General features: G+C 36.6%; 14 protein-coding genes. 2 read left to right on the forward strand and 12 right to left on the reverse strand.

Features of this window, described 5'->3' with window-relative positions; all coding sequences use genetic code 11:
* Nucleotides 1–46: 46 nt before the first annotated feature.
* The 12 genes from PP182_RS02500 to PP182_RS02555 form a co-directional block, all read right to left on the reverse strand.
* Nucleotides 47–835 carry a hypothetical protein gene (locus tag PP182_RS02500; protein WP_272649751.1) on the reverse strand — a complete coding sequence of 263 codons (789 nt, stop codon included), beginning with the start codon at nt 833–835 and terminating at the stop codon, nt 47–49.
* A 265-nt stretch (nt 836–1,100) separates the two neighbouring features.
* Nucleotides 1,101–1,370 (reverse strand): hypothetical protein, encoded by a 270-nt coding sequence (locus PP182_RS02505; protein ID WP_272649752.1) that lies wholly within the window; start codon nt 1,368–1,370, stop codon nt 1,101–1,103.
* A gap of 410 nt (nt 1,371–1,780) precedes the next feature.
* Nucleotides 1,781–3,736, reverse strand: a complete 1,956-nt coding sequence (locus tag PP182_RS02510; RefSeq protein WP_272649753.1) for a VapE domain-containing protein — start codon at nt 3,734–3,736, stop codon at nt 1,781–1,783.
* Nucleotides 3,726–3,917, reverse strand: a complete 192-nt coding sequence (locus PP182_RS02515; protein ID WP_272649754.1) for a helix-turn-helix transcriptional regulator — start codon at nt 3,915–3,917, stop codon at nt 3,726–3,728. The genes PP182_RS02510 and PP182_RS02515 overlap by 11 nt, the downstream gene beginning before the upstream one ends.
* Before the next feature lie 152 nt (nt 3,918–4,069).
* Nucleotides 4,070–5,038: a hypothetical protein gene (locus tag PP182_RS02520; protein ID WP_272649755.1), complete on the reverse strand. Its 969-nt coding sequence runs from the start codon at nt 5,036–5,038 to the stop codon at nt 4,070–4,072.
* Nucleotides 5,039–5,041: 3 nt separating this feature from the next.
* Nucleotides 5,042–6,322, reverse strand: a complete 1,281-nt coding sequence (locus PP182_RS02525; protein ID WP_272649756.1) for a site-specific integrase — start codon at nt 6,320–6,322, stop codon at nt 5,042–5,044.
* A gap of 386 nt (nt 6,323–6,708) precedes the next feature.
* Nucleotides 6,709–6,888 carry a hypothetical protein gene (locus PP182_RS02530; protein ID WP_272649757.1) on the reverse strand — a complete coding sequence of 60 codons (180 nt, stop codon included), beginning with the start codon at nt 6,886–6,888 and terminating at the stop codon, nt 6,709–6,711.
* Nucleotides 6,889–6,931: 43 nt separating this feature from the next.
* Nucleotides 6,932–8,242 carry a TRAP transporter large permease gene (locus PP182_RS02535; RefSeq protein WP_272649758.1) on the reverse strand — a complete coding sequence of 437 codons (1,311 nt, stop codon included), beginning with the start codon at nt 8,240–8,242 and terminating at the stop codon, nt 6,932–6,934.
* The gene (locus tag PP182_RS02540; RefSeq protein WP_272649759.1) at nt 8,239–8,700 is read right to left on the reverse strand and encodes a TRAP transporter small permease; all 462 of its coding nucleotides are present in this window, start codon (nt 8,698–8,700) and stop codon (nt 8,239–8,241) included. The genes PP182_RS02535 and PP182_RS02540 overlap by 4 nt, the downstream gene beginning before the upstream one ends.
* A gap of 8 nt (nt 8,701–8,708) precedes the next feature.
* The gene (locus PP182_RS02545) at nt 8,709–9,701 is read right to left on the reverse strand and encodes a TRAP transporter substrate-binding protein (protein WP_272649760.1); all 993 of its coding nucleotides are present in this window, start codon (nt 9,699–9,701) and stop codon (nt 8,709–8,711) included.
* Nucleotides 9,702–9,725: 24 nt separating this feature from the next.
* The gene (gene uxuA, locus PP182_RS02550) at nt 9,726–10,922 is read right to left on the reverse strand and encodes a mannonate dehydratase (RefSeq protein ID WP_272649761.1); all 1,197 of its coding nucleotides are present in this window, start codon (nt 10,920–10,922) and stop codon (nt 9,726–9,728) included.
* A gap of 432 nt (nt 10,923–11,354) precedes the next feature.
* On the reverse strand, nt 11,355–11,765 hold the full coding sequence (locus tag PP182_RS02555) for a VOC family protein (RefSeq protein ID WP_272649762.1): 411 nt from the start codon (nt 11,763–11,765) through the stop codon (nt 11,355–11,357).
* Between the two features lie 278 nt (nt 11,766–12,043).
* Between PP182_RS02555 and PP182_RS02560 the strand changes: the two genes are divergently transcribed.
* A complete protein-coding gene (locus tag PP182_RS02560) occupies nt 12,044–12,454 on the forward strand; it encodes a hypothetical protein (RefSeq protein ID WP_272649763.1) in 411 nt (136 codons plus the stop codon).
* 141 nt (nt 12,455–12,595) lie between these two features.
* Nucleotides 12,596–13,678 carry an efflux RND transporter periplasmic adaptor subunit gene (locus PP182_RS02565; protein WP_272649764.1) on the forward strand — a complete coding sequence of 361 codons (1,083 nt, stop codon included), beginning with the start codon at nt 12,596–12,598 and terminating at the stop codon, nt 13,676–13,678.
* The last annotated feature ends 17 nt before the right edge of the window (nt 13,679–13,695 follow it).

The raw sequence follows: 13,695 nt of genomic DNA on the forward strand, positions 1-13,695 counted from the left end.
AGAATGCCTAGTGAGACATTTGCAACCAATGATTTTGAGTTACCATTTATTGCTTGATAAATGCACCCCCATCGAGTACGTTATCAGTAGCTGTATCTCTTATTTGTCCGCCAAAAACAATAGTTTCATATTGATAATGTGGTAATGCCAGATAGGCATCACCAAAACTGATAATACCATCAACTACCAACTCATTTGTATTTGCATTTTCAAGTTCAAAATATGCCTCAACTGTTTGCCCATTAGATGTTATATCAAAAGTATACCTACCTCCATTCACACTATTAGGTGCATATCTTATATTAGAAACATCCAGAGAATATAATCCACTTTCGTGTAAATAAAAGCCCGAGAAGTCATACAATTCCGCTCCTGTAGCATCAATACCATCTGTTCCGTCTGCTCCATCAGCACCATCCACGCCATCCTGTCCATCTGTACCGTTCTGACCATCTACACCATCAACACCATCTTGTCCATCTACCCCATCCTGTCCATCCGCACCAGCCACGCCATCCTCTCCATTTGTACCGTCTTGCCCATCTATACCATTACAGGTAACAATTTCATTGAATTGAATACCATCTGCAAACAATGTAACAATACTACCGCCATTCGGGCATTCTTCACTACCTACTTCTAAGTCAATAACTGTAGCTGTAATGCTTGCGCCATCTTGACCATCAATTCCATCCCTACCATCAGCACCAGCCACGCCCTCAATAATGGTTTCCTTTGTACACGACAAGGAGAGACATATAATAAAGAATACTAAAAACACCTTCTTCATAAGGCATATGGAGCTCTGAAAACTGGATAAAGGATTAAATATCATTAATGTAAGATTTTTATTAATAAAATATAGTGGAGATTGTGAGTTGTGATAACGGTATGATTTATTATTTATTATAACTGTGAGTCTAATTTAAAAGAGAGAAATTTGGATATACAAACATCTATAGGGAGCTAATTAAAATATAACCAAGAGTAACTCAAACCACGAAATAGACTAGTCAAGTTTGTTATATCAAAATGAATTGAATATACATTTAAGAAAAAAGACAGCTGATTAGCTGCCTTTAGTTTTAGCCTTAAAAAGTTTAACCCATTTTTCTCCATTCAATGTAATTGGATATGAACTTTAAAGCACATTCACATTCTGAATGATAAAACTGTCCATATTCATTTTGTATACAATACCAATCGAAGAATCCACCGTCTAACCTTTTTGGCATTAATTGAAAGAACTTCCCATTTTCAATACTTTGGTCTTCGTTCATCCTTGAATTGGTAACTGCAAAAACATTTTGATATCCAGTAAGTTTATGAAGCGTTTCTATTATAAAGTTTTTATCTATATCAATCATCATCTATTATATTTTAATTGTTATTATTAGAATTATAAGTTTTTCATTTTATTGGATTTAACCGTTAAGAATTTAATTTATTCAATGGAAAAAGTCCAAAATATTATTTGTTAGAGCAGACATTTTACTTTTACTAAAACATGGGAATGACATATTCAATATCCCTTCTAAGACCCTACTAGAATTGCAGTAAGCTACTTTTGCAAGGAGTGAATAAAGGGTAGTTTGTTAAGGGAGGTCTATTCTATTACACATCTAACCTAAACTCTCCAAGCAACTAACTATTTTTCTTCATTTACTAGCTTTTTAAAAAGAAAGAGGGGATAGGTAACGTTTATAACTTTTCCTTATATACTTATTTAATTAAATATATATTTTAAAAGTCTTTGGAAACTACTACCCCCTCCCCTATATTAAGCTGATAACTTTAAAACGGCTTGCTCATCATTGTCAAGATTAGATTTAATATCAATTGCATAAACATACCTACCACCTCTTTTTCGTTTCTTGTAACCACGTTGAGAAAGAAGTATACCTAACTTAACATTGTTTCGGTCATCTATTTGTACTTTGAACTCATCACTAAGATGATTTAGAAACTCCCCTGCATTCATATATAAATCAGCATCATTAATTTTATCCGCAGGTTTATAATTATCAATTAAATCTTCGAGAAGACTTTTTTGCCTGAATTTCTCATTTCTTGCAGTCAGCTTTTTGTTATCATCTTGGTCAAAATAGTACTTGAAACCAGATTTCAATAACTTATAGGCTTGTGAAAACACACCTTGATGATTTACTGGACTTGTATAGTCTATTTTATCAACTCTAAAACATAAATATCTCCTATTACCCGTAGTGTCCGTTAAGAACTGGTCTTCATTGACAGAACCAATAAATGAAGCGCTTCTAGGTAAATCTTCACTCATCTTTCCATATGGTCTTCTCACTTTAACCTTGCCTTTGGTAATCATTTCTTTCATTTCGTTATTGCTCTTTCTAGTAAGATTTGAAAGTTCATCTAAATCGATAATAAAGCATTCAGCTAAATAAATAAGTGAATCTTTACTTTTGGGTTCAATCATCCCAGAATACTGATAATGCCTTAACTGCTTTGGTAAGAGATTCCTAATAAAGGTAGACTTGCCAATACCTTGTCCTCCCGAAAATATCAACGCACTTTGGTTGACGATATCAGGATATATAGCACAAGCCACCATTGCCACAAACCATCTTTTGAAAGCATCAACAAAGAACTCATTGTCATCGGTACTGACTCTTTTAGCCAAGTCGGCTATATAATCCGTTTCTCCATCCCAAACAGGCAGTTCAGTTAGATACTCCACCATTGGGTGAAATTCAGGCGAAAAGTCAGATTCTAGAAGGTCTACTAGTTTATTCTTGTGAATCTTCAAACCTTCGATTTTCAATTCTCTTACAAAAGAGTTAACCGTTCTGTCGGTCAGACCACTATAACAAGTTTCACCCTTCTCCTTGTATTCAACTGAACCCTTGACAAGATTAAATCTAAAATCATATTTTCTGGATAAATAAGTCTCTATGGGGTCTGCTTCTTTAAACGAATCTTTTAAGGGCGGCAAAACCCTAGAATATGCACTATTTATGGTGCTTAAGACCTCATCCCTATCATAGGCATATTTACCCATTATAAATTTAGTTGCTGCTTTTATGGGTATTCCTAGCCTATTACAGTTACAAGCAAGTGAATAAACGAAATTGTTTCTCTGCCCCTCAATGAATTGATTAGACTTACTAGTAAGAACAAGTGCTTTTGAAAATTGTTCTTCAATTAAATCAACAATTTGGAAAGCCTTTGAATTTGGATTATAGAATAGTTCAGGGTCATAAGAAATGAAACACAAACGACTAACATCTTTACCGCTTTTATCTACTTCTAAATTCAAGAGAGATTCATAATATTCGGCAACCTGTTTAAAAGCTACAGCATGTAAATCTTTATCTGAATCGACCTGTACTAGGATTTTAAGTCCTGCGCCAGAGGGAGAGACAAACACAGCTAACGTATGTGGGTCATGAATTGCTTGTTGCTTAATCTTTGGTAGCTTTCTAATTCCTAAGTTGTCCAAATCTAGTACAATAAGACCTGAATATTCTTTTAGATTTCCTTCTTTTCGAGATACTTTGAATGTTCCACAGGGAGTAAAACCTGTCAAACCCCTCTTCAACTGGCTATAGTCTTCATCTCTCTTTTTTCGGTCTCTAATCTCTAGTAATATTTCTTTTTGAAAATCACCTTTCTTTATCCCTGATAAGATATCCGATAAATCCATTTCACATTTTGGCTTACTAAATCCTTCGAAATAACTTATTGTTCTTTTAGCTTGCATAACGTAAGTTTTTAGGGTTAGACAATTCTATTTGTGCAAGAACATCCTCTAAGAGATAAAGTGGTTTTCTTCCGATTTTATGGGATGGTTTTAAAATCCCCTTTTTGTTGTGATTGTGAAGTGTTACGAGTGAAATACCTAACATTTCCGCTACTTCTTTTCTACATAAGAACTTTTTCATATTTATAAATTTTAATTAACAGCACACCTTTTTGGCGAACTTGAGTACAAAATTACAATACGAAATAGGTGATTTTCCTAAAATGGGTATTCACAGGTCTTATTGTAGATAATTATTAATTTATTATATATAAAAATGGGTATTTAAAGGTATTAGAACAATTTGATAATATCATCAATTTGCTGTGAAGTAGATGGATTTTTTTTACTATTGGAAATATTAGTTATAGTTTCTAAGTTCGGATTTACGAAAACTCTTTGAGCAATTTGATGTACGTGTTTGTCGGTTATTTTACCCTCTGATTTCAGCTTTCTGAAAAAATAATTCAGTTCGTTCTTGTCGGCTATCCATATCATGGGTTTTATTAAGAACTTTTTATTAAGACCGAACAGCTGTTCAAGGTTCTCATGACTTGTTGTTCTACTGTTTAGAAATTTAGGAACTAACAACTTGTAAATTGACCTTAGTTTGTTTTCGAACCTATCAGGGTTAACCAAATGATACCCAGTAATAGGCAAATAAAGTCCGCTATACATTTGCTCTTCCTCATCATCATATTCTTCATCGTCCCATTCCTTTAGCAAATCCTTTAAATTAAATCCTAATTCCGATATCCTATATTCTAATTCTATATTTAATTCGTTAATATTTCGTAGAAGTAAATCTCTAAGACTGCTTTTTCTAACCCCCTTTCCCTCTAATATGTAGTTCCTTCTTTCCACTTGTTCATGAGGTTCAACGCTACGCAAATACTTTAAAATCTCTGCATAGGTAGAGGCTATCGAGGAAGGTTTCTCATACTTAAATTTAAGATGGTATTTGTAAAAATGAATCACCAAATCATCTATTTGATTTTGTAGAACATTATCTAAAGAACCATTATTAATGAAGCTAATTTCTGAATCGGTAAGGCGATAGCATTTTGATTTCAAAGTCCCTTGTTTAGATGCTTCTGGGTATAATTCAGTATTATGCTTACTTACGAAGAAATCAATAATCCACCAATTCATTGTTGCAATAAATGGGATTTGTTCAACCTTTCTCAAAAGCTTATAGTGTTCATCCAAATAATCATCTGATATCTTTGGGTACGGTAGGTTTATGGTTTTATTGTTCAGCATCTATTATATATTGAAAAATCCACTTTCGGCTATCCGAACCGCTCTTTCTTCTTTATCAATTCGAATATAGTTGTAAAATACTTTTTCTGAACTATGCCCTGAAACCTCCATTATTTGGTATGGTTTCATTCCTTTTTTGAACATATTAGTACAGAATGACCTTCTGGCTGTATGTGTTGCTATTAGTAAATATTTTGGTCTTTTTTCAACTATATTTTTATCTCCCTTAGAGTAGCTAACTTCTATAAGTTGGTTTATATCTGCTTTTCTTCCTACTTCCTTGATGTATCTATTAATATCTTGTTCATTCATTTTTAAGGATAGATTACCTTTATTTCTAGGGGCATTTATAATTTCCTTTATCTCATTTGAAATAGGACAAAAGACCTCTTTACCTGTTTTCTTTTGTTTAATTTTAAAGAACTCGTACCCCCTATTCTTAATGATATCTTCTCGAGTTAATCCATTATAGTCACTAACTCGTTGACCAGTATAACAACCAATTAAGAATATATCTCTTGCTTTTTCTAGTCTAGGGAAATCACTAAGATTCAATTCATGAATCCGCTTAATTTCATCTTCATCCAAATAGATAGCAACTGTTTGCTCCTTAATAACTTTAAACTCCCTCTGTCTATATAAGAAGTTTGTATTAATCCCTTCATTTGTAGCGGAGTTCATCACTACTTTTAGGTTCTTAATATGTTTACCAACAGTATTGGGGGCAAAATCCTTTGAATAAAGGAAATCAATGAATGCATCATAAAAGTCATGGTCAATTTGCACAAAATCTAACTTGTTGTCATATTCTTGCAGTAACCTATGGGTCTGTTTGTGCGAACCTAGTGTGGTTAGTTTGACTTTATCCTTCTTTCTCTGTATTAAGCGAGAATAGTATTCTATTAGGTTAGGCTTCTCGTAGGAATCTGCTTCTTGGTTTTTCCCAGTTATTTGGTCTAATTTCCTTGTTAAATACTCTTTAGTTATTGGTTTTCCTTGAGCATTCATTTTACTTATTTCCCTATACAACTCACTTTCTATTTTATTTAAATAGTCATTGACATAATCCCTATCGATAATATGAGCCTTATTCCTTATTCTTTGCTTTTGAGAGTCCCAATCCGAATAACAAGAATAAAACCCTGTTGAATATTTAAATCGTTCTTTTCCGTTACTGAAGTACATCATTATAAGAGATTCTCTTTTAGGTTCTTTTTCAAGTTTAACCTTTGAATCCTTAAATGTGAATCGAATAGTTCCTTTTGAGCGTTTTACTGTTGGCATTTTCTTATTTATTTAACACGGGGTGTAACATAGGGTGCTTTTAATACTTAACGAAAAGATACTAACATTTATTCTAATTAATTATAAAAACTCTGTAAATACTGTTAATATAAATGTTTAGGATTAAATACAAAAAAGTAGAGTTAATTTAAATAAACTAAATTCGAGTCCCGTCCAGACCGCGAAAAGCCTTCAAGAAATTGAAGGCTTTTTTTGTTTTTTAGTTTTACCAACAAATTACCTAATGGGGATTAATTTGCTCTTTACCTTTTCCACCCCGTCATGATCCAAGTCCTCAAGAATACGAATACTCCCTACTGGTTCGTTCTCTGCAGAGCCTTGCATACCGTTCATGTGCCCCGGCATCTGAATTACCCAATTCTGCCCTAATTAACAAAATACATAGCAACGGTTGCCTTTAGGAGCGGTTCAGATGCTATGACCTCCAAATAAAAACCCGCTTCCAACTTGTACACATACAAAGGAACTACAGTCTCCTTATAAGAGGTATCACAAGAATCTAAAAAAATACAGGTGAGAATTAGAGGAAGGAGCGCGAACTTCATAAAAATTTAGGCTTTAGATGTCCCCTTGTAATATTTTTTTCCTTTAATCAATCAAACCAAATAATTTAGGCAACCACAATGATATCTCTGGAAAATAAGTAATCAAAAACAAAACAAAAACCATGGCCATTAAAAGTGGCAATAATGGTTTGATAACCTTTCCTACTGATACTTGGGCCACGCCACTGCCCACAAACAGCAAGGTACCCACAGGGGGTGTACAAACTCCGATACATAAATTTAGGACGATTACCATACCGAACTGTACGGAATGCATTCCAAGCGCCATGGCAACGGGAAGAAAGATGGGTGTAAAAATAAGGACTGCAGGCGTCATGTCCATAAAGGTCCCTACAATAAGCAATATTAGGTTAATGAGTAAGAAAACCAAAATTGGATTACTTACCGAATCTACCATAAGCCCGGTGAGCATTTGAGGGATTCCCTCAAAAGAAAAGACCCAGGACATGGCCATTGAAGTGGCAATGAGAAACATCACGATAGCTGTGGTCTTGGCGCTTTTTAATAATATGCCCCTTAAATCAGCCAAGTGGAGCTCTTTATTCAAGAAACCCAGAAAGGTGGCATATATTACAGCTATGGCCGCAGCTTCGGTGGCAGTAAAAATTCCGGCTACAATTCCACCCACAACAATAATCAATAGAGTAAGGCTGAGGAACGCATCCTTAAAATGTATCAAAAGTTGCCTAAAACCTACCCTATCAGCTCTAGGCAATTTCTTTCGTTTTGCATAGATGTACACCATGAGCATGAGCACAAGACCGACCAAAATACCGGGCAGATAACCCGCGACAAAAAGTGCTGCAACCGAAGCTGTACCTCCACTGGCAAGGGCAAAAATAATGAGGACGTTACTCGGAGGTATCAATAAACCCGTAGTAGATGAACTTATGTTTACAGCAGCGCTGAATTGCCTAGGATACCCTTCCTTTTCCATCTTGTCCGTCAAGGTACTTCCAATGGCCGAAGCTGCCGCAATGGCCGACCCTGAAATAGCACCGAACAGCATGGCTGAAATGATGTTCACATAGGCCAACCCCCCAGGAAGACTACCAATGAGCGACTTCGCGAAAGCAATAAGCCTATTGGCCACACCCCCACGGTTCATCAACTCCCCAGCCAATATAAAAAACGGAATGGCCAATAGCGCAAAATTATCTATTCCTGTGGTCATTCGCTGCCCCACGGTGGTTACGGAGGGCATAAAAGCCATATTGATAACGAGCACGAGGGTAGTAGAAATCCCTATAGAATAGGCTACCGGAACACCGTACAGTAATAAGACAGCAAAACTTATGAAAAGGACCAATACACTTATAAGTTCTATACTCATTTGTTAAGTTTTTTAATGTTATACCAAGAAAAGAAGATAATAATAAGACCGCTCAGGGGCACAATGGCATATACATAGCCCAGTGGTAAGTGCAGGGCAGATGATGTTTGTCCTAAGCGAAGTGTGGTATAGACCAAATTGCCTCCACCTATTACCATGACCACCAACGCAAAGAGGGCCATGCTTATTTGAATCACCTTTTGTCTTCCTTTTCTTTTGGCTTCCGGTAACTTGGAAAGTAAAAAATCCATGGCCAAATGACCTTCTTGCTGCCCATTGATGTAGGCCGCGCCCAAGACTGTGAGCCAAATGAGTGAAAAGCGTGCGAATTCTTCCGTGAACGAACTGGATTGGCCCACGATATACCTTGAGATTACCTGCCAGACCACATCAATCACGAGCAGCCCAAAGATGGCCACCAAGAGGCCCTCAATTATTTTATTAATTAGGGTGTACATTTTTTGCATTACTCTGACCGTATTTTTTCAATGACCGTTTTCATTTTTTCATCCCGCATCATTCTCTCCAAAAGTGGAGTGGTCATTTTTGAAAATTCGCTTTTATCCGGATACAAAAATTGGACTTGGGCCTGCTTTAATACCTTCATGTTTTCTGCTACTGTTTCTTCCCAATACTGCTTTTGTTTTACCACACTTTCATCGGCTGCTTCCTGTAGCCAAATTTTTTCATTTTCGTTTAAGGTGTCCCAAAATCTTGTACCAATGACCACCACATCGGGCACCATGGTATGTTCATCAAACGTATAATACTTACAGACCTCATAGTGGTTGGAAGTGACAAAAGAGGGAATATTGTTTTCAGCTCCGTCCACTACATTTTGCTGAAGGGCGGTGTAGAGTTCCCCATAGGCCATGGGGGTTGCAGATCCACCAAGAGTATTGACCATGTCTACGGACATTTGGTCGTTCATGGTCCTGATTTTCATCCCATTTAAATCCTCCGGGCTACCTATCTGATTCTTCTTTGCATAAAAACTACGTGCTCCAGCATCATAAAAACAAAGCCCCCGTAGTAAATATTCCGTACTGCTCAATAATAATTCCTTCCCAATCTCACCTTCCAATACCTTAAAAAGGTGTTCCCTGTCCCTGAATAAATAAGGAATACTCGTTACCTGGTAATCAGGTGCAAAGTTGGAAAGTGAGGCGGCGCTTACTTTTGTCATGGAAATACTCCCTATTTGTAAAAGTTCCAAGACCTCGCGCTCCGTCCCCAGTTGCCCGTCCGGAAATACCTTTATTTGCAGTTGTCCATCAGATTTTTGGACCAAGGATTCCTTCATGTCCAGAATGGCCCTATGCACAGGATGGGTAATGGGAAGGGAATGTGCAAAATACATAACCTTGGTATTGCTTTCTAATGCACAGGCGTTCAACAAAAGGAACGTACACGCCCCGATGGTCAAATTTCTTATTCTTTTAAAAACGATAGTGTACATTTTCTGAATCAATTTAATACTACTTTAAAAACCAAAGCTTTCCCGTACGCCCATCTCTAACCCGGAGAGCTGGGCCAGACCCATGGCCCTTCCAATAAGGGAGTACCCAGAGTAGAACTCATGTTGTCGATTCTTATCCTCCAACAAAACATGCCCATGATCTGGCCGCATAGGAATGTCTACAATTCCTTTTTGAGTTGTATGTCGTATTTTTTGTTGCTCTACAATGGCCTTCATGACTTTGTCCATAGGCACAGAACCACTTAGATGGTCTGCCTCGTAAAAACTACCATCTTGGTCGCGCGCTACATTTCTAAGATGGATAAAATGAATCTTATCCCCAAAATCGGCTATGATTTTTACCAAATCATTGGTTTCCGATGCTCCCAACGAACCCGAACAAAAGGTCAACCCATTGTTGGGAGAAGGGCAACATTCCAATAAAAACTTAATATCTGCATAATTGGAAACGATACGGGGCACTCCAAAAACCGAAAATGGCGGATCATCTGGATGAATGGCCATACGAACGCCCAACTTTTCAGCTTCCGGAATAACGGCGTTGAGAAAATAGGACAAATTCTCCTGTAGTTGTTCTTTGCTTATGTTTAAAACAGTGGTGTGGTTCTTCTTGAAATCATTTAAATCTATGGTCTTTTTAGATCCGGGCATGCCCGCCAATATAGCCGATTTTAAAGCTCCTCTTTGTACATCTGATAAAGCTTCAAAATAGGATTTAGCCTGTTGATATTCTTCTTCTGTATATGACTCTTGAGCTCCTTTCCTTTCCAAAATAAAAAGATCGAAGGCCGCTGCGGAAATTGGACTATACCGTAGGGCCGAGGCCCCTGTTGGCAATATATAATCGAGATCTGTACGTGTCCAATCTATTAACTGCATAAAATTATAACAGACATTATAAATGTCGTTTTTTGCCAAGTTGCGCAAGGTCTGGATGTAATTAGCGATGTAAAGATCTCTTTCCGGTAAGCCATACTTAATGGCCGTATGAATATTAACGCTCTCCACTACAGACCATTCCATGTGGTGTGCCTCAATGGTAGATTTAAGTGATTTAATGACCTCTTCCGGCCAGACCTCACCTAGTGACACCTCTTGGCAAGCGGCTACTATGCCCTTAACACCCAATTGCCGTATCTCCGACAGTGATACGCCAAAATCTGGTCCAAACCACCGAAACGTTTTCTTCAAATTTTCCATTTACCAGTTAAGCTTTAATATTTTTTGTTGAAAATACACTTTCTACCTTTAAACCCATCAACAATATCCTCCATTTAAAAATATAGAAGAATTTGAAATGTACAGAAATACTGTTAGAGAAACTAATGGTTCCTACACACTCGAATACCAATTGAAACGCGCATCCATATCAAAAATACGACGTATAAAAAATTTTAGATGCATTAGTCAGATTTATAGAGGATATTGAAAATTGGGTAGAGAATTCTTGTCGTAGACTTTGGAAACAGTTGTTTATCCTCAATTAAAACCGACTGTTTTGTTTATTGAAAGCACTTGTAGCTTTTAAGGACCTCATCTCATGATTTCCAGTAACCTCCCGCTTATTTTAAAGAATAGGAATATAAACTGTTCAATAGTCATGGTTCCCTGTAAATTTAGTCCGACACATTTTCATTTCGGCATTTTATCCATTTCCATAAATAGCAAACTCCACCTATGACCATCCAAATCAGTGAAACCCATGGCATACATCCAGCCATCCACTTCAGAAGGATTCGCAAATATCTTACCGCCGGCTTCTTTTATGCGTTTGGCCATTTCGTCTACTTCCTCCTTGGACTGGGCATCTATATTTATCAAAATTTCAGAACCCTTACTCGTATCCGAGATCTCAGCTTGAGAAAAGTGCTGAAATGCATATTCCGGAAAAAGCATCAAAACAAAATTATGCTCACCAATTAAAAAACTACCAAGATTATCCGCGTTGGCATGCATAGGGTTTTCTTTAAAACCTATTTCTTTAAAAAAGGACTTGGATTTTTGGACATTCTTGACTGGTAAGTTTAACCAAATAGATTTCATATGGTCTGTGATTTAATTGGTTAGGTCCATCTTAAAATACAACCCTATGGTTGAATCGCCAATAAAAGTTGGAAATACAACATTTATTAATTAATGCGTAAAAATTATTCTTGCCTTAAATTTAGCTTAGGTTTTATCCATTACTTAGTGATAGTAATTACTGATTCTGTAAAATAGTATCCTATAAACTATAAAAACCGTTTTTATATCTAAATTTAGATTTTTTTAACAATCACTTTTTGTATGCCCTGTTTTCTTAACATAATTTCGCTCCCGAAATGAAACAAAGGCTTTTAAAATATATTGTACCTGTAGTGCTCACTCTGCTTTGCGGGCTTACCTTTGTCCATTCAAATCTGGAAATTGACGAAAGTTCTGTATCCAATTCCAACGCTGTTCTTTCTAGTCTTGACAATCAAGAACATCATGCCCAACTAGACAGTTTTTCAATTTCTAGCAATAGAAAAGTTGCACTGGAAATTGCGGAAACTGAAGAACAGGAAGAAGAGATAAGACATTCTTTCCTGGATCAAAGCAAACAATTTGGAAATAGCCTGGGAAGGTATTTACACGATCAATTTTTAGAATATTTTCTTAATCCAACAAAAGTATCTCACGCCAATCTTAAAAATCTGGCAACGGTTCTTCCATATAGTAGATACATTTGCTACCAGGTATTTAGGCTATAGCATTCTTTTTGGCCGCCCTATTCTGGGTTTCGTCAAGTCACTTTACAGTTTATCTATATCAACAGTTACCAAGAAACAGGTAGCGACCTATAGATAATTCCCAATAAAACTAAGTACAATCCATTTTAATAAAATTTGATTATGAGGAGAATTCCCATGATTGTAGGCCTTTTTGTTCTACTAGGCCTTACTAGTTGTAACTCGAAAAAAGAATCACATAAAGAAGAGACCCAATTTTTGGTCACTAGTCCCATTAAAAAAGATACTTCTATTACCAAAGACTATGTAGCGCAAATACATTCCATTCGCCATATAGAATTGAGAGCCTTGGAAAAAGGCTATCTCAATGAAATTCATGTAGATGAAGGTCAATACGTGAAAAAAGGGCAGAAGATGTTCAATATTATGCCCAATGTATATCAAGCCGACTTACAGAAAGCTGAGGCTGAAGCTAAAATTGCCGAGATAGAATTAAAGAACACCCAATTATTGGCGGATGGAAATGTAGTTTCCGAGAATGAACTCTCGTTGGCTAAAGCCACATTGGAAAAAGCGAAGGCGGAGGTATCCTTGGCCCAGACCCATTTGGGCTTTACGGATGTAAGAGCACCATTTGACGGTATCATGGATCACCTCCATGTAAGAGAAGGTAGTCTTTTGGATGAAGGCGAACTTTTGACCACATTATCGGACAACTCCGAGATGTGGGTTTATTTTAATGTCCCCGAAGCTGAATACTTGGATTATATAATGAGTACGGATAAAGATGAAAAAAAATCCGTAGGCCTTTTACTTGCCAACAACAAAACCTTTAATCAAATAGGTATTGTTCAGACCATTGAAGGTGAATTTAATAACGAAACGGGAAACATCGCCTTTAGGGCTACATTCCCAAATCCGGACAAAATATTGAGACATGGTGAGACTGGGAGTATTCTCATGACCATACCCTTTAATGATGCCCTTATTATCCCACAAAAAGCAACATTTGAAGTATTGGACAAAAAATTTGTCTTTGTCGTTGACAAGGGAGGAAAGGTCTTTCAAAAAGAGGTCACCATAGGTGGTGAGCTTCCTGACCTGTTTATTCTGGAAAAAGGCTTATCAGAGAATGACAGAATAATTCTTGATGGTATACGAATGGTAAAAGATGGTGATGTAATCCAAACAGAATTTATTGAACCAAAATCCGTAATCGGCAATTTGTCCTTATATGCCGAATAGGTTAAAAACTTAATTCT

This window comes from Maribacter sp. PR1 (assembly GCF_028464145.1).
Classification (GTDB): domain Bacteria; phylum Bacteroidota; class Bacteroidia; order Flavobacteriales; family Flavobacteriaceae; genus Maribacter.

Bases quoted from the DNA above. Each gene is read 5' to 3' on its own strand.
- PP182_RS02525 (WP_272649756.1), bottom strand. From the start codon at position 6,322: ATGCCAACAGTAAAACGCTCAAAAGGAACTATTCGATTCACATTTAAG.
- PP182_RS02565 (WP_272649764.1), top strand. From the start codon at position 12,596: ATGAGGAGAATTCCCATGATTGTAGGCCTTTTTGTTCTACTAGGCCTT.
- PP182_RS02540 (WP_272649759.1), bottom strand. From the start codon at position 8,700: ATGTACACCCTAATTAATAAAATAATTGAGGGCCTCTTGGTGGCCATC.
- PP182_RS02505 (WP_272649752.1), bottom strand. From the start codon at position 1,370: ATGATGATTGATATAGATAAAAACTTTATAATAGAAACGCTTCATAAA.
- PP182_RS02555 (WP_272649762.1), bottom strand. From the start codon at position 11,765: ATGAAATCTATTTGGTTAAACTTACCAGTCAAGAATGTCCAAAAATCC.
- PP182_RS02535 (WP_272649758.1), bottom strand. From the start codon at position 8,242: ATGAGTATAGAACTTATAAGTGTATTGGTCCTTTTCATAAGTTTTGCT.
- PP182_RS02530 (WP_272649757.1), bottom strand. From the start codon at position 6,888: ATGAAGTTCGCGCTCCTTCCTCTAATTCTCACCTGTATTTTTTTAGAT.
- PP182_RS02545 (WP_272649760.1), bottom strand. From the start codon at position 9,701: ATGTACACTATCGTTTTTAAAAGAATAAGAAATTTGACCATCGGGGCG.
- PP182_RS02510 (WP_272649753.1), bottom strand. From the start codon at position 3,736: ATGCAAGCTAAAAGAACAATAAGTTATTTCGAAGGATTTAGTAAGCCA.
- PP182_RS02515 (WP_272649754.1), bottom strand. From the start codon at position 3,917: ATGAAAAAGTTCTTATGTAGAAAAGAAGTAGCGGAAATGTTAGGTATT.
- PP182_RS02520 (WP_272649755.1), bottom strand. From the start codon at position 5,038: ATGCTGAACAATAAAACCATAAACCTACCGTACCCAAAGATATCAGAT.
- uxuA (WP_272649761.1), bottom strand. From the start codon at position 10,922: ATGGAAAATTTGAAGAAAACGTTTCGGTGGTTTGGACCAGATTTTGGC.
- PP182_RS02500 (WP_272649751.1), bottom strand. From the start codon at position 835: ATGATATTTAATCCTTTATCCAGTTTTCAGAGCTCCATATGCCTTATG.
- PP182_RS02560 (WP_272649763.1), top strand. From the start codon at position 12,044: ATGAAACAAAGGCTTTTAAAATATATTGTACCTGTAGTGCTCACTCTG.